Origin of the sequence: Mucilaginibacter oryzae, assembly GCF_003148845.1 — a bacterium.
GTDB lineage: Bacteria > Bacteroidota > Bacteroidia > Sphingobacteriales > Sphingobacteriaceae > Mucilaginibacter > Mucilaginibacter oryzae.
Genome location: NZ_QGHA01000008.1, coordinates 99,422 through 119,890, shown reverse-complemented (window position 1 = coordinate 119,890; position 20,469 = coordinate 99,422). Strand labels below are relative to the sequence as shown.

The 20,469-nt window shown below is 45.3% G+C and carries 17 protein-coding genes and 1 pseudogene; 6 read left to right on the top strand and 12 right to left on the bottom strand.

Annotated features, from left to right (window positions below):
• Window positions 1–44: 44 nt before the first annotated feature.
• A pseudogene (locus LX99_RS19120) lies at window positions 45–1,307 on the bottom strand (IS1182 family transposase); the annotation flags it as partial.
• A gap of 144 nt (window positions 1,308–1,451) precedes the next feature.
• On the opposite strand from LX99_RS19120, the gene LX99_RS19115 reads away from it, so the two are divergent.
• Genes LX99_RS19115 through LX99_RS19105 form a run of 4 tightly spaced genes read left to right on the top strand, consistent with a single transcriptional unit; the run spans window position 1,452 to window position 4,598 of the window.
• The gene (locus tag LX99_RS19115) at window positions 1,452–3,167 is read left to right on the top strand and encodes an IlvD/Edd family dehydratase (protein WP_109609314.1); all 1,716 of its coding nucleotides are present in this window, start codon (window positions 1,452–1,454) and stop codon (window positions 3,165–3,167) included.
• A 6-nt stretch (window positions 3,168–3,173) separates the two neighbouring features.
• Window positions 3,174–3,308, top strand: coding sequence for a hypothetical protein (locus LX99_RS26295; RefSeq protein WP_281270979.1), 135 nt, complete (start codon window positions 3,174–3,176; stop codon window positions 3,306–3,308).
• A 25-nt stretch (window positions 3,309–3,333) separates the two neighbouring features.
• A complete protein-coding gene (locus LX99_RS19110; RefSeq protein WP_109609313.1) occupies window positions 3,334–4,101 on the top strand; it encodes an SDR family NAD(P)-dependent oxidoreductase in 768 nt (255 codons plus the stop codon).
• Window positions 4,102–4,154: 53 nt separating this feature from the next.
• Window positions 4,155–4,598 (top strand): hypothetical protein, encoded by a 444-nt coding sequence (locus tag LX99_RS19105; protein ID WP_109609312.1) that lies wholly within the window; start codon window positions 4,155–4,157, stop codon window positions 4,596–4,598.
• A gap of 45 nt (window positions 4,599–4,643) precedes the next feature.
• On the opposite strand, the gene LX99_RS19100 is transcribed toward LX99_RS19105, so the two are convergent.
• The 9 genes from LX99_RS19100 to LX99_RS19060 form a co-directional block, all read right to left on the bottom strand.
• Window positions 4,644–5,501 carry an NAD-dependent epimerase/dehydratase family protein gene (locus LX99_RS19100; protein WP_109609311.1) on the bottom strand — a complete coding sequence of 286 codons (858 nt, stop codon included), beginning with the start codon at window positions 5,499–5,501 and terminating at the stop codon, window positions 4,644–4,646.
• 3 nt (window positions 5,502–5,504) lie between these two features.
• Entirely contained in the window at window positions 5,505–5,798 is a 294-nt protein-coding gene (locus LX99_RS19095; RefSeq protein WP_109609310.1) for a GNAT family N-acetyltransferase, read from the bottom strand.
• Between the two features lie 52 nt (window positions 5,799–5,850).
• On the bottom strand, window positions 5,851–6,180 hold the full coding sequence (locus LX99_RS19090) for a hypothetical protein (protein ID WP_109609309.1): 330 nt from the start codon (window positions 6,178–6,180) through the stop codon (window positions 5,851–5,853).
• A gap of 156 nt (window positions 6,181–6,336) precedes the next feature.
• Window positions 6,337–6,705 (bottom strand): hypothetical protein, encoded by a 369-nt coding sequence (locus tag LX99_RS19085; RefSeq protein WP_146203164.1) that lies wholly within the window; start codon window positions 6,703–6,705, stop codon window positions 6,337–6,339.
• A gap of 108 nt (window positions 6,706–6,813) precedes the next feature.
• Window positions 6,814–7,647: a universal stress protein gene (locus tag LX99_RS19080; protein ID WP_109609307.1), complete on the bottom strand. Its 834-nt coding sequence runs from the start codon at window positions 7,645–7,647 to the stop codon at window positions 6,814–6,816.
• A 202-nt stretch (window positions 7,648–7,849) separates the two neighbouring features.
• Entirely contained in the window at window positions 7,850–9,295 is a 1,446-nt protein-coding gene (locus LX99_RS19075) for a PQQ-dependent sugar dehydrogenase (protein WP_170122746.1), read from the bottom strand.
• 16 nt (window positions 9,296–9,311) lie between these two features.
• On the bottom strand, window positions 9,312–9,812 hold the full coding sequence (locus LX99_RS19070) for an RICIN domain-containing protein (protein WP_109609305.1): 501 nt from the start codon (window positions 9,810–9,812) through the stop codon (window positions 9,312–9,314).
• A 408-nt stretch (window positions 9,813–10,220) separates the two neighbouring features.
• Window positions 10,221–11,492: a DUF1501 domain-containing protein gene (locus LX99_RS19065; RefSeq protein WP_109609304.1), complete on the bottom strand. Its 1,272-nt coding sequence runs from the start codon at window positions 11,490–11,492 to the stop codon at window positions 10,221–10,223.
• A gap of 18 nt (window positions 11,493–11,510) precedes the next feature.
• Entirely contained in the window at window positions 11,511–13,430 is a 1,920-nt protein-coding gene (locus LX99_RS19060; RefSeq protein ID WP_109609303.1) for a DUF1800 domain-containing protein, read from the bottom strand.
• A gap of 168 nt (window positions 13,431–13,598) precedes the next feature.
• Here LX99_RS19060 and LX99_RS19055 point away from each other — a divergent pair, with 168 nt between their 5' ends.
• Window positions 13,599–13,970, top strand: a complete 372-nt coding sequence (locus LX99_RS19055; protein WP_109609302.1) for a Spy/CpxP family protein refolding chaperone — start codon at window positions 13,599–13,601, stop codon at window positions 13,968–13,970.
• Between the two features lie 158 nt (window positions 13,971–14,128).
• On the opposite strand, the gene LX99_RS19050 is transcribed toward LX99_RS19055, so the two are convergent.
• Window positions 14,129–15,955, bottom strand: a complete 1,827-nt coding sequence (locus tag LX99_RS19050; RefSeq protein WP_109609301.1) for an FAD-dependent oxidoreductase — start codon at window positions 15,953–15,955, stop codon at window positions 14,129–14,131.
• Window positions 15,956–16,045: 90 nt separating this feature from the next.
• On the opposite strand from LX99_RS19050, the gene LX99_RS19045 reads away from it, so the two are divergent.
• Complete coding sequence (locus LX99_RS19045) at window positions 16,046–16,582, top strand: YfiT family bacillithiol transferase (protein ID WP_109609300.1); 537 nt, start codon at window positions 16,046–16,048, stop codon at window positions 16,580–16,582.
• A 109-nt stretch (window positions 16,583–16,691) separates the two neighbouring features.
• On the opposite strand, the gene LX99_RS19040 is transcribed toward LX99_RS19045, so the two are convergent.
• Complete coding sequence (locus LX99_RS19040; RefSeq protein ID WP_109609299.1) at window positions 16,692–20,429, bottom strand: sensor histidine kinase; 3,738 nt, start codon at window positions 20,427–20,429, stop codon at window positions 16,692–16,694.
• Window positions 20,430–20,469: the final 40 nt, after the last annotated feature.

The following is a 20,469-nucleotide window of genomic DNA, read 5'->3' as shown; positions in this document are numbered from 1 at the left end:
GCAATTGACAACAAAACAGCCGTTTTTGGGTTTGGCAACTTAGGTCTTGGTTTTTGCCCCGGCTTATAACAATTCTCCCTCAATGGGCAGGCTTTGCATTTTTCAACGTCAAAGTAATAGGTATTTACCTGGTGTGTCCCGGTGTTCTTTTTCCCCTGGCGTGATTTCCTAATGGCAAGGTGCTTTGCGGGGCAGACAAACATATCAGCATCTTTATTGAAATCGAACCTTTCTTCTTCTTTCCTGAACCCCTGAGTTATGGCAGGGATCAGTTTGGCCACCGCTTTTATGCCTTGCCCGTTCATCAATACAAGGTTCTCTTTTCCTGAATAGGCCGAATCGCCGATGACAGCTTCTACTTCGATGCCATTTTGCTGGCTGATCTCCAGGAGCCTAGGGAGCTCTGGGCCATCGCCTTTCTCGCCTGAGGTGACCACGGCGGCGGTAATGATACGTTTTTCGGTCATCGCCAGATGGGTCTTGTAACCAAAGAATGAGCTATCAGCTGATTTATGGCCTGTTTTGGCATCCTTATCTTTAGATAATACATAGTGCTCCTGCGTATCTGCTACCGTCTCCTTCAATAGATTCAGTTTTTCATTGCTCGGGTATCTGGCATAAGGTTGAGTCTGCTTCGATACATTTCTCCAATGCGGTGCAATAGACCAGTTCTTCTTCGAGCTCGTTTGTCGTGTTCTTTTCCGGCATCACAGCCTTCATATCGTCATCTATGGCATATACCGCTTTGCGGAGTAGCTTTGATCGCTCACTTAAAACCTCTAATGCTGAATATGGGTTGACCTTGACAAGGAATGTGTAGCATCAACAATGATCGACTTTGAACGGATGATACCTTTTTCAATAGCTATCGTTACCGTTTTATTGATAAGCAGGTTTAATAAGTCATTATCCTTCAGCCGCAGCTTCCTGAACTTTGTTAATGAACTGGGATCGATAACCCCTTCCTCGGGTGATATCTCCAGGAAATATTTAAAGGACATATCATACTGCGAACGTTCCACCACATCGACATCTGAAACCGTAAAAATCGTTTTCAATAACAGATATTTGAACATCCGCACAGGGCTTTCGGCTGCCCTGCCGTTGGTTGTGCGATATTTGCTGACCGGTTCATCGTAAATAAATGTAAAGTCTACCAGGTCATTGATCTTGCGCAGAAGATTGTCTTTGTGAACGATCAATTCGTATAGCCCGGAAAATGAGCTAAACTGGATTTGTTGTTGTTGAATAAGGGTCTTGGTGTCTTTCTTTCGATACTTTAAGATACAAAAACGGGTAGAAATCATAGTTTTTCTACCCCGTTGCCCTAAAAGGACTTTTTCAGTGCCCTCGCGCGTTTAAAAGGCTTTATTAACTTTTTATTTACAATAGCCAAAACGGGTTACAGAAATTTATATTTGTTGAACAACCAATTAAACACCATACGCCTTATGGAAGATAAACCGCTACGGAGCCGGCAATGGTTTGGCAAGCAGGGTAAAGACGGCTTTATATATCGTGCCTGGATGAAAAACCAGGGCATTCCCGCCCACCAGTTGCAGGGGAAGCCCGTGATCGGCATCTGCAATACCTGGTCGGAACTTACGCCCTGCAATGCACATTTCAGGGAACTGGCACAATCTGTAAAAAATGGCATTTATGAAGCAGGCGGCTACCCGGTAGAGTTCCCGGTAATGTCGTTAGGTGAAACCCTGATGAAGCCGACTGCCATGTTGTACCGGAACCTGGTAAGCATGGATGTGGAAGAAAGCATCCGGGCCAACCCGGTTGATGGCGTGGTACTGCTTTGCGGCTGTGACAAAACCACGCCCGCGCTTATAATGGGTGCATGCAGCGTTAATATCCCAACCATTGTGGTATCCGGCGGCCCCATGCTTACCGGTAAATACCATGGCCGGGATATAGGTACATCAGATATCTGGCGTTTTTTTGCCGATCACCAAACCGGGCAAATGAACGATGAAGACCTGTACACTGCCGAAGCCTGCATGGCGCGCAGCCAGGGGCATTGCGCGGTAATGGGCACCGCATCAACCATGGCTTGTATGGTGGAGTCGTTGGGTTTGTCGCTGGCCGAAAACGCGGCCATACCCGCTGCCGATTCAAGGCGGAAAGTACTGGCGCACCTATCGGGTAACCGTATTGTTGATATGGTGCGCGAAAATTTGAAGCTATCAGACATCCTCACCCGCCAGGCTTTTGAAAATGCCATTACCGTTAACGCCGCCATTGGCGGCTCCACCAATTTTATTATCCATTTACTGGCTATAGCCGGGCGCATAGGAGTTGATCTTTCGATGGATGACTTTAATACGGCTGCCCGTAATATCCCGTTAATCGCCAATCTGCAGCCATCGGGTAAATATTTTATGGAAGATTTTTATTATGCCGGGGGACTGCCCGCCTTAATGAAAGAACTTCATCAGCATTTAAACAGCGAAACTATTACGGTAAGCGGGCACCCCGTTTTGCGCAATTATGAAAACGCGCAGTGCTTTAACCGCCAACTGATCGCGCCTGTGCATTCCCCGTTTAATCCGGTTGCAGGGATAGCAGTGTTGAAAGGTAATTTATGCGAAAACGGGGCGGTGATTAAACCTTCGGCGGCAAGCGCCGATCTGATGCAGCATACAGGTAAAGCTGTGGTATTTGAAAACATAGAGGATTTCAATCACCGCGTTAACAACCCTGATCTGGATGTGGATAAGGATAGTGTGCTGGTATTAAAAAATTGCGGCCCTAAAGGTTACCCCGGCATGCCCGAGGTAGGCAATATGCTGATCCCTAAAAAGCTGATGGACCTGGGCGTTACCGATATGGTACGAATTTCGGACGGACGCATGAGCGGTACGGGTTTCGGCACGGTGGTGCTGCATGTATCGCCCGAGGCGGCAATTGGCGGCACATTGGCCATAGTGCAAAACGGCGACCTCATCACGCTGGATGTACCGGCGGGTGTTTTACACCTGCATGTTAGCGATATGGATATAGCCGAGCGCAAAGCGGCATTAATTTTAAGTAACCAAACAAGTACACGCGGTTACACTTATTTATATCAAACGCATGTAGACCAGGCCCACCTCGGTGCCGATCTGGACTTTTTAAAAGGTAACTCCGGCAGTGAAGTAACAAGGGATTCGCATTGAAAACAAATGAGTGCCATACTGAGCGATAGCGAAGCATCTTCTCCGCCCTGTATAGCGGCCATGCTCATCGCAAATGATCCCTCGCTATCGCTCAGGATGACAAAGCTTCACTTAGATTTAACAGGCCGGGTAACCGGATAAATAACAACAAAACATCAACTCAAAAATGATAACCAATAAATTCGCCAACCAGGTAGCCATAGTAACCGGAGCAGGACAAGGCATTGGCTTTGAAATAGCCAAGCAACTAAGCCTTGCCGGTGCCGCGGTGTTATTAAATGATTTGAGCGCGGAACTGGCCGATCAGGCATCGGGGACTATTAAGGCTCTTGGCGGCAACTGCCACCCTTTCGCTGGCGATGCATCGGATATCGGTTTTATACAACAAATGGTTGATGAAGCCGTACGGCGCTTTGGCAGACTCAGCATAGTCATAGCTAACGCGGGCATTACCCTTTTTGGCGATTTTCTGAATTACCCGGCAGCATCCCTGCAAAGTGTAATGAACCTTAACCTGCAGGGGAGCTTTTTTTTGGCGCAGCGGGCGGCGAGGCAAATTATCGCGCAAAAAACCGGGGGCAGTATCCTGTTCATGTCATCGGTAACCGGTCACCAGGCGCATCAAAACCTGGCAGCCTACGGCATGACTAAAGCAGCCCTGGAAATGCTGGCCAAAAGCCTTGTTGTTGAATTGAGCCAACACCAGATCACGCTAAATACCGTTGCCCCCGGCGCCACCCTAACCGAGCGGACCATGGAAGACGAAAATTACCAGAACACCTGGGCCCGCATCACCCCAATGGGCCGCGCGGCTACCGTTGAAGATGTTGCCAATGCTGTTTTATTTTTAGTCTCGCCGGATGCAAGGCATATCACCGGGCAAAACCTGATTGTTGACGGCGGATGGACGGCCGTTAGTACGTCGCCTTATTGAGTAGAAGCTTAATTGAATTGTAATAATTATCAATAAATACTTAAACCTAAAAATTGGATCATTTAGATTTTGCTAAGTGGAGGTTTTCGCTTGAGGCAGAAGCTCCTTTCCCTCCATCAACCGTTATAGATGATATTGCCAACCAGCTTATTTCGTCGGGATATCGTATTATAAAACAAACCTCCACAAATATTGAATTCGACGATGAAGGCAATCACTCATATAATTACCGAATTAAGAACCTCTGGATGTTGGAAGGCGGCACATTTGAGGTAATCCGTCTTGATGGCAAATGTGTTATTAAGCTTACCTATTTTATCGATATGTTTTTCCGGGCCTTGTTTATATTGCTATTTTTAATTGTATCACTCATGGTAATCTACCTTGATTCCTGGAACAGCGCCTCAATGTTTTTATTGACCGGCATTTTGGTACAAGGCATATTCCAAATATTCTGGTCGAAAAAAATTGCCCGAAAACTGCTCTTGAATCTTTAGCTACACAACGGTAAACGGCCTTAATGTTAATACAAGATGTGAACCTTAAATAATTTTAATTAAATCGGCCAGCAAATAATCAAACGTAAACTTCGGCTCATATCCAAAGCATCGTTTAGCCTTATCGCACACATAAACCCTGTCAATACTTTTGGGTAACTCCCACTCTTTTGATTGATAAATTGCTTCGGCCTGCGGATAATATTTCCTGATCACTGCAGCCGGATCATGTTTCAGAGGAAAAAGATCATCCTTGCCAAAAGGAGAACTGCTGGTAAGGTTAAAAACTTCAAAATCGCTAAAGTTATATTCTAAAGCTAACCGCAATCCTTCTGCACCATCCCGCTCATCCAGGCCACGGTACAAACGATGGTTTAGCTTCAGGTTATCATCCTCGGGCAAAAAACGCCCAACCCGGTAAACAGAGGCTTGTAACCCTTCGGCGTAGAAAAAATCCCGGCAAAGCTGTTCGGCGGTTTGCTTGGTAATATCATAAATATCCCGGGGCCTTATCGGCAGTTCCTCTTCAACCCAAACAGCTTTTTCTGCATCAACCATGGCATCGCCATAAATAGAGGTGGTACTGGTGTACAACAGCCGGGGTACTTTGTTGGCTATACAGGCGTTGAGCAAATTAAGCGTCCCGTAAATGTTTACATCAATAAATGCCTGGCGCGGATAATTAAGTTCATAGTGCTTACCATGGATAGCCGCGGTGTGAATAACAGCATCAATGTTTTGGGTTGCCGATAAAACAGCTTCTTTATGGGTTATATCAATAAGCAGGTTTGTTGCCTGCGCCGGAATAACATCTACCCCAATTACCTCATGCCCGTGCGCACGCAGGTGACCGGCCGTTACACTGCCCAGCCTGCCCGATGAACCCGTTACTAACACACGCATAGCTTAGTTTTGAATGGCCAGAATCCTCGCCCACTCCGGGTGCCGTTTCAGGTAACCGACCACATACACGCACAGCGGAATAAGTTTTAAATGCTTTTCTTCAATATAGTTAAAGGCCTTTTCAACCATGGCCGATGCTACGCCTTTACCCTCCAGTTCAACGGGTACTTCGGTGTGGATGAGGTAGATCTTATCATCTTTTCGTTTATAATCAATAAAAGCCCGGTGGCCATCAACTGTAAATTCAAAATTGTGGATAGCTTCATTATCGATCAGGGGGATGTCTTCGTATTTCATAGCGGTATGTATCGAACAACAAATTTACAAACTTAATGTTCCCCCTCTTGGCTTAATTAACGTTAAATATCCGGGTGTTTTTAAACAGTTCGGCAAAGCGGAATGCCATATGTTCAAAAAGGCTTTGATCAATACTGTAGGTAATATGGCCTTTATACCCCTGCACCTTTAAGATGCCCAGATTTTTAAGTTCGGCTACATGTTTGTTAATGGTTTCTATATTAAATGGAATTTCCCAAAGCGCTTCGCGGTTAACAGCGTTGTTGTTTTCCATGATAATGCGGATTATCGCAATCCGCACAGGCAGCGCCAGGGCTTTGGCAAAATTGGAAAGTTCCTTATCCCCCTCGTCAAAATTTGAATATGAATAAGATAGTGGCATAACTACGTATAATTAAATCACATCAGTTAGCCAAACGGGCCACCCGATGTGAAATGATATAGCCTGAATAAATCATGCTATGGTTACTAAAAAATTAACGGTCTCTCCGGCGGTTTAATTGTGCCGGGCAGGAAACATGATAAGTAAGTTACATTGTTAAACTATCAACCGGCGGTTTACCAGGTACGTTGGCAGGGGATGCGGTACCCGTTGTTTTTTAAGGTATAACAGTATGTAATAACCGAAAGTAGGAAGAACTGAAAACAATAACAGCAATGCTGACAAAAATGTTACAAGCAACCTGTTTTGCGGGGTGCCGAGGCGTTTCTGTACTGAGGCCATGGGGTTTAAGCTGCCATCGCGATATTGAAATATCCTTTTGCCGAAGGCACGTTGCAGCGCCAAACCATCAATTTTTGCGGGCGGGTGCAACCTGTTAAACTTAACAAAGCCAATAAAGGGCTTTACCACAACCATCAGTGTAGCGATAATTAAAAATATCCTGAAGTTACGTTGTAGTTTCATTTGGCTGTGGTGCCGACTTATTGTTTAACCTTACTTATTGATAGTTGTTTACAAATATATACTTAACAATCAATATTTAATTTAACCTTATGAAACATCAGGGATAAATTATTTCAGGATCAACACCGGGTGTTTGGCATTAAAAGATAGTGCATCGGTAATACTGCTATGGGTAAGGTTATAAAAAAAGCTATGCTTGCCGGGCAGCGCTATAATCAGCTGTGCGTTGTTATGGAGGGCGAAATCGAGGATTCCCTTTACCGTGTCTTTAGCTCCAGAGTAATACAGTTGGCAATCATAACAGTTAACCAGCTTTTTAACGGCAGCTTCATATTCCTCTTCCCGCCCGATATGTTTATTTTTCGGATCGACATAAAGCACCATGAGTTTAGGATTAAGCCAACCGTGCGAATTGTTTAAGCCCTGCAGCAGGCCCAACCGGGCAACAGCCTCAAAATCGCAGGGAACCAGCGCTTGTTCAATTTTTTTGTACGAGGCATTTGCGGGTATTACCATTACCTTAACCGGACTGCTTTTGGCAATTTCAATAATTTGCTCGCCTACCATACTCACCTCACCGGGAGCATCGCTGCCAACTATCAGCAAATCGGGTTTGCTGTCGGCAATGGCCTGGTATATGGCACGTAAAACAGGCTCGGTACTGATCACGGTTTCCACCTCGATGGTTTCATTGCAGCGGTTGTGTAACTTACGGCTTATTGTGGCCAGCTGGGTTTCTATTTCCTCTCGTTCCGTCTCTATATCTTCGGCACTGACCTGCAAAAAATCGGGCGTGGGCAATATCTGCTCATACACTGAAGTGTAAAAACTTTTAAGCAGGATGATTTTTTTAACGGCGGCATCCCGGCTCAGGTCGGCTGCAAACTTGATGGCATTGGTGCTTGTTTCCGAAAAATCTACCGGTATCAATATAGTTTTCATAACAAAGAGGTTTGGCTAACTGGTACGTTAATATCTTATTAAATTTACGTAATAAAACATTAATTATTGTCAGCCAATAATCTTTCGGATCATCAAATACAAACAGCAAATTTTTGCCTTTACACAGGGAGATTCAGCAAAATCGCCGGTCCTGCAGATGGTCTAAAACCGGGTGCCGATGATCTGCAACCTCGCTTACAGCTTATTTTGACGGCTTCTGTTTAGACTTTACCCAAACATAATCGGCAATTTTAGCGATATCCTTTTTGCTGATGGCCCCCCGCCAGGACGGCATGCCCTTAGCAATAATGCCGTTGGTAATATTATTGATGATGGCTGCCTTATTGGCTCCATGGCTAAAATTTCGCCCAAGCAGGCTTTTGGTTTTCTCGGTACCCTGCAAATGATTGCCGTGGCAGGCGGCACATAATTGCTGAAACATCACGGCCGCGGTTTGCTTTTGCACCGTAATTTTTTTGTTGATAGCGATGCTTTGCGCCTGCTGTTTTGTTTTTTCTTTGGATGGCCTTAACCTCAGGATCATATCATATGGCGGTTCACCTTTGCCTTCGGGCGGATCATGGTGTGATGTGGAGATATACAGGTAGCCATCGGGCCCGGTTACCAATGACCGGATACGGCCATACTGCTTTTTAAGCAATACCTCCTGGGCTACGGGCTTATCATTATCCAGCTTTATCCTTAGTATCGATTCTCCTCTTAAGCATGCTACCAATAAAATCCCCTTTAGTTCCGGAAAGGCGTTACCATGATAAAACATGGCTTCTGATGGACCGATGGATGGCGTATATTCCAGTAAAGGCGAGGTCATGCCTTCACGCTTATCCTGGTGATGAATTAGCGGCCAGCCATAGTTTTGGCCGGGCTTGATGATATTGATCTCATCGCCGCCAGTGGGTCCATGCTCGCTATCAAACAAAACACCTGTTGTAGGCTCAAATACCAGCCCCTGCGGGTTGCGGTGACCGTAGCTCCAGATCTCTTTACGGGCGGTATCGTTTTTGGCGAAAGGGTTATCCGCCGGGATAGTGCCGTCATCATTAACCCTTAAAATTTTTCCGTTCAGGGCTTTGAGGTCCTGCGCCAGGATGGGCTGATCGGCATCGCCGGTGGTAATGTACAATTTTTTATCCGGCCCGAAAACCAAGCGGCAACCGGTATGGTTTTGATTGCCGGGAATATCTTTAATGATAGTGAACGGGTTAACCAACGAATCATTTCTGAACGCGTAGCGGGCCACGCGTACCCTGATTCTGTTATTATCTGTGTAATTACTGGCAACATAAATCCATTTGTTTTGCGCGAATGCGGGGTGCAGGCACATGCCCAATAAACCAGTTTTTTTATCGAGGGCTACATCGCTAATCGTGAGTGCCGGTTTAGGCAAAAGTTTTTTATTGCGGTAAATCCGTACCCGGCCTGCGCGCTCGGTAAACAGCATAGAACTATCGGGCAAAAAAGTAATTTGCCAGGGCACAATAACATTGGTTACAAGGGTATCTATTTTAAAACCAACCGAAGTATCGGCGAGCCTAACCTTTTTATCAGTTTTAGTTGTGCCGATAAACGCGCTTATCAACACCGCGCAGCCCAGTAGCACAACAACATAAACCGGCCTCAATTTCATAAGCAGGAATTTTAAATTACATGGTTGGCGATTGCTGGTAGATATCCCAATACTGATCTTTAGCATTGGTTTTTTTAGCGAGGATGATCTTTGAGTTCACACTGCCCTTTTTATCCGATAGGGTTAAGTACAGCTCAGTACCTTTAAGCTTGATCATGTATGTATCCTGATCTATCGGCTCAAATTCATATTGCTGGTTGGCATTACCGGCATTTAGCGGTTGCTCATCGAGGGCTACACCGGGGTTGGCTTCTGCTACGGGCTGAAAGGTTTTGCCGGTGAACAGGTTTTTAAGTTTATAGGTATTGCCTTCAACCTGCTGAAAATCCCAGGTCATGCATTTCCAGTTTTCTGGGTTGTAGGCTACCAGTGGTGTACCGTTCTCTGAGCGGGCATCTTTAACCCGCAGTAGCATGCCTGTTTGTTGGTTTTTAATGGCGTAGGTTCCTTTTATTTGCTGGGCTGATACAGCAAGATAACATGCTAAGAAGTAAAGCAGGCAAACGATTTTTTTCATGGCAGATATCGGTTTGAACAAATTTATGTATAAAGCATAAATAGCTGTTATACAATTTGGTTCAGTTTTTAGTCGATATGTATCAAAGAGGAAATTTGTTGCGACATCCGGGTTTCTGGTCGAAGCTTAGCGCAGCGCAATCTCGTCCTAAACTCTGTAAAGCTTTCAGCTTAACTTGGCTACAAATCTTAAAGCAGTATTACAATTATCAACCGGTACACGCAAGCAGAATGCTTACCCGGGTTTAGGACGAAGTTGCTATTCTTCGACCAGAAAAGAGCGAAATGCGACCATAAGAAGATAATCAGCTATATTTTTTGGGGGGACTGAAGTTGAAAACTTCAATCATACCCAACCACGGGTTACGCTGCGCTAAACCCCCGGCAGTTAGGGTGTAGGTCCTCCTTTTTATCCCCTCATCACATTCACCCGCTCTCCGTTCCAATCCGGGAAAAGCACATGATCATTATTGATACCGAGGTGCTTATCGGCTACCGAACTGAACACGCTTCTAAAGTCTGTAGTTACAGCGAGGTCGCGGCCATCTTCCAGGTTTTCTATGGCGAGGGGTTTTACATCGCCGTAAACCAAACCGCCGCCAACATCATTACCTAAAATAAAATTGCATGATGCCCTACCATGGTCGGTACCGCCGGTGCCGTTTTGATGAACGGTGCGGCCAAATTCGGTCATGGTCATTACGGTAACATCATCCTGGTAGGCGCCGAGGTCGGTCCAGAGGGCCATAATGCTGTTGCTCAGATCAGCTACATTATTGGCAAAAATGCCATTTTCGGCCCCCTGGTTAAAATGGGTATCCCATCCGTTCGATTCGGCAAAGGCTACTTCCAGGCCTACATCCATTTTAATGAGCTGGGCTATTTGCTTAAGCGAATTGCCTAAGGCCGAGTTAGGATATACAGCCCCGTTTGCAGGGCTGTAATTTTTAATATCGGTTTTCTGAAGCATTTTCATCGCTTCAAAACTTTCTTTACCGGTTTGCTTGAGTAAGCCCGACGCGGTTTGATCATACAGGTCTTCAAAGCTTTTAGCCGCCATATTGGCGCCGGTTGGGTTGCCCCGCATTTGGATGGTAAAATCCTGCAGGTTGCTCATGGCTACAGAAGGGTTATCGCCATAAAAAGAACGCGGCATGGCCGATGTAAGGCTTACCGCCGTAAAAGGCGTAAGCGCGTCATGCCCTAACAAACCCACGGCGCGGTTAAGCCAGCCGCTTGCCGTGCCTTTATTAAAAGGCGTGCCGGATTCCATATAATCCTGCGCATCAAAATGCGAACGGGTATTGTTGGGCGATCCTATACCGTGTACTATACCCAACCGTTTTTCGCGGAACATGGGTTCAAAAGCTTTCATGGCCGGGTGCAAACCGAAACGGCCATCCAGATCAATTAGGGGGTTGCCGTTACCACTTTTTGCGGCCGATATAAACAGGTTTGGCCTTGCGGCTTTCAGGTAATCATCGGTAAACGGTATAACAGCCATCAGGCCGTCCATGGCGCCGCGCTGAAAGATACATACCAGCGTTTTTTTCTTTTTATAAGGCGATGCTATTTTTTCGCTGGCCGCGGCTTCGGCCAAAAAGCCGGGGATCCCACCTAACAAACCCACTCCTAAAAGGGCCAGTCCGCCCGCTTTTAAAAATCCTCTTCTTGATACCATTTCATTATCCTCCTGCTGTTAACGCCGCTGATATTCGGGCGAACCAATAATTACGCCTACCACCTGCGCCAACATCGAATTGTTGCCCGCGATGGTTTGCTGCGCCATAAAATTATTTTTTTGTTTGTTTTTTATGCCTGCCTGCCCGTCCATCAACTGGTTGTTCACATTTGCCGGCGCCGCGGTTGCAGCAGGAGTTTTGGCGCTGGCAAGGTCAACTTTATCCATCAGTTTGGGGTCGTTAAGCATTGGGGTGAGGCGTTTGATGGTTGCATCAAGCGGCCGCCCGGGCATAATTAATTTGCTGTAGGTGTCAAGCGCGGCCTGAGCGCTTTCGGGTTCGTGGTGGTTATTGAGTGCCGCCAGGTCGATTTTTACACCGGGAATCCTGCCCGAGGCCAGGGCTAAGCCGAAGTTCATACGGTTAAGTAATGCGCCGGTATTGATCCAGTACTGCCCTTTGTCGGGGAAACCGGTGGGCGCCTGGTAGTAATACATCTTTTCGCCCATTTTATTAACCCAGTTAAACACCTGGTTAGGTTGGTTAACATCGGCATGCAGGGCGCGTATAGCGCCGATGGCCAGTTCAAAAGGTGATTTGGTTTTTTCACGCACAGCGGCCGCGCTCCAAAACTCGGGCGAGTTTACCATCGTGATCAGTACCTTTTTTATGTCGCCATCCTCGTTCATAAAGGTGCGGGCCATTTTATCAATTAACGTTTGCGGAGGGGTATCGTTCACAAAACGAACCGCAATTTTTCTGGAAATAAATTTGGCCGTGGCTTGCTGATGAGCCAGCATATTCAACAGTTGTACCCCCTCTTCATACCCACCCCCGGCAGCAAAATGATGGCCTAAAACTGTTTTCTCGCCGGTGTCATGACGGTTGGGGTTAAATAAAAAATCGCCCTCGTGCACAAAACCGCTGTTTTGCAGTTTATCAGCACTTACGCGGTTCATTAGTTTCTGGCCGGCCTCGCCGTTGTTGTCCATAGGGTAAACCGTCCAGCCGGTAAGTACTTTAGCCGCCTGGGTAACATCCTGCTGGGTATAGCCGCCGTCAACACCAAGGGTGTGCAGTTCCATCACCTCGCGGGCATAGTTTTCGTTTAAGCCCAGGGCTTTCTTGGCCTTAAATTTCGGCATAGTGGCCATTCTGCCTGTATCGCTTTTTATTTGCTGTTTTTGCGCTTGTGGTTTTTCAGCGTTATTGCCCGAACTGTTAAAATTATCCAGGTAATACAGCATGGCCGGCGATTTAGCCGTAGCCAGCAGCAGGTCATTAAACTTACCCAACGCGTTAGGCCTGATCACGTCGCGCTCATAATCAGGGATAAACTGCGCGCAATCATTTTTTACTATAGATACATTGAAATGGTTGAACCAAAAGCTGGTCATCACTTCCTGTAACTGGTTATTACTATAAGCAGCCCTTAATATTTTTTGATTAATGAATTGCTGCAGCAGCTCCTGCTCGGGCTTAAGGCCATTTTGCTGCATGTAATTTTGCAATTGGGCGCGGTAAGCTTTAGGGTTGGTTCTTACCGAATCGCGGTTCACCACGCCATCTTTTACAGCTATGCGCAGCACCTGCGCGTTTTTGGGGAATTGCGCTACAATTTGGGTGTTGCTTAATTTAAGGGCATCGTATTTATTGAGCAGTTCATTGAGGGAATCATCGGGCATTTGGGCTTCCAGTTGTTGGGCGAACCATTTTTCGGGGCCCTCTTTTACTACTTCATCAACCTCGCCGGGCGTTGCGCCATAGGTAAACCGGCTAAGCAGATGGGCTGCCGCCTGTTGCGGTGTTAAACCGGCTTTCCTGTAAGGGAATTTTAATTTCCCCGGATTGGGATAGCCCGGTAAAAAGGCAGTAAACACGGTAAACATACACAACAACAATCCGGTAACACACCAGTATTTAACAGCCTTTTTCATAACATCCGGGTATATTTTTAACTATTAATTTTGTTGCAGGTGCTTGTATGACACCCAAAAATTGGTTTGGTTTAATTTAAATGTAAAATGAAATTAAATTTTTAAAGGGTTAAACCAAAACCAGGCTATATTGTCAGTACGATTAGTTGTTTAAATAAAACCAAAACGATGAAAAAATTAATGATGATTATGGCTCTTGCCGGTGGCCTGAGCTTCGCGGCTAACGCGCAAAATAAGGTTGAGAAAACACCCGCTCAAAAAGCAGGCAATAAAACCGAACACCTGGAAAAACACCTGAAACTTACCCCCGACCAAACTAAAAAAGTGAATGCTATTTTGCTGGCACAGGCTAACAGTATTGATAGTTTGAAAAAACTGAAACAGGATAAAAAAACAAGTCACCTGGCCGATCAAAAGATCAAAAAACTGGCACAGGAAAGACTGGATAAAGTGCTAACGCCTGAACAGAAAAAGGAATATGCCGCTATGAAAGCCGAAAAAAAGGCAAAGAAGGATGCCGTTAAAAAGGCAGCGCAGTAAAGCATCACGATTTTAGGACTGGGATAAACCAGGCACTTAAAATTATACTACCCGTATAATAATTAAATAGATTGATAGGTTAAAATTTTTGGTCAGCATATCAATTGCTTCCGCCAAAAATATATTAACCTGTCAATCTTTAAATCTGATAGCTTCTGCTAATTCACCATCCGCCCGGTAATGTCCACCGTGCGGGCGAAGGGATTAAAATAACGGTTAGCCAGTATCGCAAACTCCCTGCGGGTTACCGGCCGCTTCAAATCAAAATCCGAGTTAAATTTATATTGAGCTTTCCAGGCTTTTTGCATGCCGGTTTCCAGCGTACGCGGATCAGTTAATGTTGTTTCGCTGATAAAGGAGAGCAGGTTGCCTATGGTAAATACCTTACCGGGCTTTTCGCGGTTAAACCATAAAAAAGCGCGGGTATAAATTTCTTTTAGTACCGGCTCAACTTCGGCAGTGGCCACCAGCGAATCTGGCTGAAACATCACTTTCGCGCTGTTACCATCAGCTTTTTGCACACCCTTCAGCAATCCGGAGGCCCCAACTTGTTGTATGGCCCTGAAATAGGGATCGGTTGGCCTGATATCAGCAAAAGGCATAATCCATGCTTTAAAATCAAGCAATTCGCCCTGTATTATCCTTACATTTAAGTTTTTGGTGGTGGTTTTGAAAAACGCGCAGAAGGCCGCCGTAGCCCCGGCTCCCTGCCCTACGGCCATTTGTACCGAGGGATACATGGTACATGCATTTACCAGGTGCGTTACCGACATCGCTTTTTCGGTTACCAGCAAATTATCCAGATCTTTTAAAACGATAGCCCCGAGAGGGATACCATAAGCCGGGAACGGTTGATAATCAACCAATGGTACCGGTTCGCCGGTGTAATGCTGACCGGGATCAGCATCGCCCACAGCTATCGCCGTGCGGTAAAGTTTTGATTCGCGATCATATGGTTTATAAATATCATCAAGCGTAAGCCTTACCAAACCTTTGGTTGCCCGGCCTGCTTCACGCAGGTAGGGGGTATAAGGCAGGTGATCGGGCGTTGTAAATCCTTCATCAAGGCCAAGGTTTTTATAGCCAAGCTCTGTTTGTAAATAATATATTAACCCCAAAGTGTGCAGCCGGGCTTTGGCGTAAAAGGCCTCCCGGTTTTCGGGCTTCAAATCGGCCGCTGTAACGGGGAACTCATTACCGCATCCTGTCCAGTTTATCATGTACTTATCGTTTGGCAGGCGGCCAATGCTAAGCATTTGCTTAACGTTTTTTGTTTTGAGGCAAGCGTACCGAGCTGCATCATATCCCTCAGGTTTAGTAACTGTTTTATCTGCCTGCGGGCCGTAATCTTTCAAAATAGCTATCCAGCTCAAATCCTGCATCCGGGTCGAACTTTCTGTAGCCAGCGTTTCACCGGTTTCCTTTTTGCCGTCGAAGCCGTATACATAGGTTTCACCGGCACTTGCTGCTACATCGCCGGTTTCGGTGGCATCAATAACCACTTTGGCTTTGATGGTGGTTGTACGCCCCTCAATTGTGGCAATCACCTCCCAGCCGGTGCCATCTTTTTTTATGGAGATGAAAGGGCTGTTTAGTTTAACCGTGAGGTTTTTTACCGTATCGGTAATTTTTTTGAGGATGGCCGCGCCGGTATAGGGTTCAAATCGCAGGGGCGCGTTGTAAGCGGTATCAAAACCTGGGGGTTTACCATAAAACTCCCGCACCCTCTGCCTGAATTCGCCCCAGATACCGGTGGGTAAATTGCGGTTGCCCTCAACCACGCACATGCCGCCCGATGTAAGGCTGCCACCCAGCCAGGGGCCCTGCTCAATCAGCATGGTTTTCAATTTGCTGCGGGCTCCCTGAATAGCTGCAGCTGTTCCGCTGGCGGAGCCTCCTATTACCAATATATCCGTCTTAATAGTTTCGCCAAAGGATATTGTATCATTAAAAATTAACAGCAACAACAGTAACTTTTTTATCATCAGTTAAATTAACAATCTGTAAAACGCTAAAATAGGCTAAAAGCTTGTGGCTATATGAAATTATAACTACATTAATTTTTTTTTAATACGATGCTTACAGACGAACAAATGCGATATCCTATCGGGAGGTTTGTATCCCCGGTTTCTTACACTTCTGCTGATTTACGCGGCTGGATTGATGATATAGCCACCCTGCCTGGCAAGTTAAGGCATGCCATTGCCGGTCTTAACTACCAGGAGCTTGACACCCCTTACCGTACCGGTGGCTGGACATTGCGCCAGGTGATCCATCATTTGGCCGACAGCCATATGAATTCCATCACCCGGATTAAACTCGCCCTTACCGAAAATAATCCGGTTATAAAGCCTTATGAAGAGGCCGACTGGGCCCTGCTGCCCGATTATCGCCTGCCGGTTGAACCTTCAATCAAAATGCTGGAAGGTATCCATCAACATATGGTTACCCTTTTTGAAAGTTTTACTGAAAACGAATGGGAACGCACCTTTGTACATCCCGCGTCGGGCGATACTATATCGCTTAAAAAATGCCTCGCCACCTATTCGTGGCATAGCCGCCACCATTTGGCGCACGTTACCGAAACGGTGAAGACATTTGCTGTGAAGTAGGTTAAGGGCGAAAGGTAAAAGGCGAAAGGCTTTTTACTCACGGCAACTCTTTCACCTAAAGGGCTGGTCTTCCTTTTACCTTTCGCCTTTTACCTTTATCCTTTCAAACTCAGGAAGCCGCAGGTAAACTCAAATAAAACGTAGTACCTACGCCAATGGTAGTTTCGAACCAAATTTTGCCGCTGGCGTTCTCGATGGAGTTTTTGATAAAGGCAAGGCCCAGGCCCGTGCCCGAACTTTTGGTTGTAAAGTTGGGTTCGAAAATCTTTTCGCGCATTTCTTCGGGGATGCCGTTGCCGTTGTCTTTTATGGTAAGCAGGATGTTTTTACTGGTAACCAGATAGTTTACCTCAATAATGCATTGCCTGCCGGGAGGTGTGGCCTCGATAGCATTTTTAAGCAGGTTGTTAAAGCAGCGCAATAGCTGATCGCGGTCGGCGTTGATAATAAATGGGGCGGCAGGCTGCATATAGGCGATAAATACGCTGTCCATCTGCTTAAAAATGGTAACAGCCTGGTTAAGCATCTGGAAAACATCTATCTGCTCAATTTTGGTATCGGGCATTTTGGCAAAGGCCGAAAACTCCGACGCGATAGACGACAAACTTTCAATTTGCTCAACAAATGATTTGCTGAAACGCTCAAATTTCTGGTCAAACTTAGGGTCTTTATCCTTCCACGATTTATCAAGCAGCTGCAAGCCCAACTTTAAGGGTGTTAAAGGGTTTTTAATTTCGTGCGCTACCTGTTTGGCCATTTCGCGCCAGGCGCTTTCCCTTTCTGACTGGGCCAGTCGCTGGGCGCTGTTTTCTAATGCCGAGATCATTTTATTATACTCCTTCACCAGCGCCCCGATCTCATCATCGCGCGACCATTTGATCTGCTCGTTCTTTTTACCATAGATGGTTTTACTTAAGCTTTGCTGTATAAAATTGAGCGGCGCGGTTATTTGCCGGGCTATGATAATGGCAAACAAACCTATAGCTATAAACACTATAGCGTAAACGTTTATCATTACATTAAGCAATGAACTTATGCGCTCGCGATAATCAGTTTCATTACTAAAATAAGGCAGCTGGATGTAGGCTACGGTTTTATAAGTATTTGGTATAGTTATAGGCGCGTAAGCTGTTTTGTAATTTAAATCGCCAATTTTCTCGTCGTTAACAAAGCCGGTTTTTTGCAGCCCGTTTAAATTAATAAACGCCCGGGCGTTCATGCGTTTAGCAACCAGGCCGTATTCGTAAATTTTGGGCTGGGTGGTTAACAGCGGTACACCTGTGGTATCAAACAAGGTAAGATCTGTTGCGTAGGTATTGGCCAGTTCATTAAAATGTACCTGGCTTTCCTCATCAACATGTTCAATGTATTTAGTGAAAATGCCATTTTCAAGCGTAGCGGAAATGCGGGTAATTTTATCCCTGATCATTTTTTCCTGCTGGCTGTAATATTGGTTGCTGATAGATAAAAAGGTGATAAAACCAACCAATACCAGCGTAATAACCACGGCAAGTATCATCGAGATCTGGATGCGGGTTTTATACAGCAGCTTATCAAAATTTATCCTGAATTTGAACTTAACCCCGTCTTCGGCAATATTGAGTATTTTGATTCGTGCCCACAACCAGCGGATGGTAATGATAACCGCGCTGAAAATGAGCAGCACCACTAAAAAGAAGGTTAACGAAGTAACACCATAATAAAGGGAGTTTTCTTCTTTACTCACAACAATCAGGTTGCGTTGGCTGGGCTTATAAATAAGGTGACTGTAAGTTGTAAACCTTTTATACCAGGTTGCGCTGCGGCTCCGGGTGGTTTTGATCAGATATTTTTTTAATTCGCCTTTAAACTCGTTGTTATTGCGCGAGTAAACATAAGCGCCGCGCTGGCTCAGTAGTTTATTGTCGCTGTAAAACGCGTACGAGTAATCTTTAAAATCGTCTTCCCGGTTCAGGTTACCATCTATCAGCAATTCAGGAAAAGCGCTAAACGATTGCAGGGGTTTTGATTTTAATTCGATAACAATGGTGCCCAGCTGTTTCCCTTTGTTGGTAACAGGCAGTATGGCAAAATAATTCTGGAAGCCGAACGATTCGTTTTCGCGGTAAAAGTAATCTGATACTTTAAATGAACTATAAACCACCAGGTCTTTAAAAACATTAAGCGAGTAGTTTTTATCATCCGATGTAGGCTCATCATTGGCATCATACTCATGTACCCTGAATTCATATTTTGACAGGTAGCCATCAAAATAAAGCTTTTGAAAACGGTTTTTCAGGTAATCGCCATTATGGGTGCCGTTGGCGAAGTATTTAAGTATGGCAGTATCAGCAATGATCTGGGTTTCAATTTTCTTGAATATTTGATCGGCCTCGGTATCGTCGGGTAGTTCGAGTTTCTGGATGAGGGCCTTACGGGTTTCGTGCTCTTTTAAATCTTCAAAATGGCTCAGTTTTATCGCGGCTATCATAGCGCAGATAAATACGATGCTTAAAAACGAGGCGGCAAAAAGCTGTTCTTTGTAATAGATAAAGTCGTACGCCCGTATAATCACCATCACCATCCACAAAATATAAAAAACTGTAAACTCGTGGTAATAGGCCGTAACCGCGGTGGTTAACGTCACACCCAACAAAAGCAGGATTGCCTGGTGCAACCGTGGTACAGTAAGCCTGAGGCATATGGTTAAAACAATTTCGTTAACCAGGTAAAATATTAAAAAGCTAAAACAAAGCATCAGCACACCAATCACGCTGAAACCGGTTAAGCTAAGCACATTATTTACATCGAAACTTATGTTTGAGTTGATAACCAGGCCATAAAACAACCGTAACAATGATGTTGATACGGCTATCAGCAATAATATTGAAGCTATAACAATGATATAGCCAATCAATTTATCCTGCACATCGTTCAGCAGGCGGGCGCGTTGCCTGTAGGTAAAGCATACCAGCCAAAAAATAAGCAATATATTGATACATAAATCGCCCAATGACGGGTAAATAGCGCTTGAAGCATAAAATTCGGGGTTAAATAGGTCAAGCTTGTCGCTCAGATCCGGAAGGTTGTGATACAGGTTGATAAACCTGAGCACCACAATGAATAGAGCCAGCAACGCAACGGATAATATTACATATCCCTTACCGGCCAGCAGCTTTAACAGACTGTGAACAAGTACGCATAAGGCCAGGATGCCCGACAGCCAAAGCAAAAACTCGTAGTAAGCTAAGGTGTTATCGTTAACATTAGGCTTAAGCCTTACCGAAAACAGGTAATCGTTTTTACTGCTATGGATTTCGTAAACGTTGATATCCGTAAAATCGGCTATATCTATATTATCTTCGTTAAGCAGCTCTTTCGAAAAGCGGTTTTTGAGGTACCTGTTTTCGAAAGCGTAATTTGCTTTTACCGGGATAAAGAAAATTACAGATGAGCTGCCTTCTGTACGGCGCACCGTTTCATAATAACCATTGGGCCTTTTTATAAATGAGTAGCCCTCTTTGATCATGGCGGCACTATCGGGCAAAACCTTGATGCCGCTCCAAAAGCTTAAGCGGTTATTGGTGAGTACCAGGAACCAGAGGTTATGATTGGTAGTGAATTCATTAATGGCGTCAAGCGCACCCTGTTCATTGGTACGCAGGCTTACCAGTTTTTTAAACTTTGCGGGGTTGTTTAGCTGTTCACTTACGTAAGCCTCTTTTTTATGCAGGTTATCTTCAAGCTTGCGTGCCGATTGAACCAGGCTGTTTGCAGGCGTATATGTTTTTTGAACAATAATAGCTGTTGCCAGCAAAGTAACAACAAGCAGGGCAAGTAAAAGGCGTATTTTTCCGGAGGTGGTCAAGTGATAGCTATAAATATAAATTTTTATTTTGTTACAACGC

Bases quoted from the DNA above. Each gene is read 5' to 3' on its own strand.
- LX99_RS19100 (WP_109609311.1), bottom strand. From the start codon at position 5,501: ATGCGTGTGTTAGTAACGGGTTCATCGGGCAGGCTGGGCAGTGTAACG.
- LX99_RS19065 (WP_109609304.1), bottom strand. From the start codon at position 11,492: ATGGTATCAAGAAGAGGATTTTTAAAAGCGGGCGGACTGGCCCTTTTA.
- LX99_RS19075 (WP_170122746.1), bottom strand. From the start codon at position 9,295: ATGAAATTGAGGCCGGTTTATGTTGTTGTGCTACTGGGCTGCGCGGTG.
- LX99_RS19090 (WP_109609309.1), bottom strand. From the start codon at position 6,180: ATGCCACTATCTTATTCATATTCAAATTTTGACGAGGGGGATAAGGAA.
- LX99_RS19110 (WP_109609313.1), top strand. From the start codon at position 3,334: ATGATAACCAATAAATTCGCCAACCAGGTAGCCATAGTAACCGGAGCA.
- LX99_RS26295 (WP_281270979.1), top strand. From the start codon at position 3,174: ATGAGTGCCATACTGAGCGATAGCGAAGCATCTTCTCCGCCCTGTATA.
- LX99_RS19055 (WP_109609302.1), top strand. From the start codon at position 13,599: ATGAAAAAATTAATGATGATTATGGCTCTTGCCGGTGGCCTGAGCTTC.
- LX99_RS19080 (WP_109609307.1), bottom strand. From the start codon at position 7,647: ATGAAAACTATATTGATACCGGTAGATTTTTCGGAAACAAGCACCAAT.
- LX99_RS19115 (WP_109609314.1), top strand. From the start codon at position 1,452: ATGGAAGATAAACCGCTACGGAGCCGGCAATGGTTTGGCAAGCAGGGT.
- LX99_RS19070 (WP_109609305.1), bottom strand. From the start codon at position 9,812: ATGAAAAAAATCGTTTGCCTGCTTTACTTCTTAGCATGTTATCTTGCT.
- LX99_RS19085 (WP_146203164.1), bottom strand. From the start codon at position 6,705: ATGAAACTACAACGTAACTTCAGGATATTTTTAATTATCGCTACACTG.
- LX99_RS19045 (WP_109609300.1), top strand. From the start codon at position 16,046: ATGCTTACAGACGAACAAATGCGATATCCTATCGGGAGGTTTGTATCC.
- LX99_RS19050 (WP_109609301.1), bottom strand. From the start codon at position 15,955: ATGATAAAAAAGTTACTGTTGTTGCTGTTAATTTTTAATGATACAATA.
- LX99_RS19060 (WP_109609303.1), bottom strand. From the start codon at position 13,430: ATGAAAAAGGCTGTTAAATACTGGTGTGTTACCGGATTGTTGTTGTGT.
- LX99_RS19095 (WP_109609310.1), bottom strand. From the start codon at position 5,798: ATGAAATACGAAGACATCCCCCTGATCGATAATGAAGCTATCCACAAT.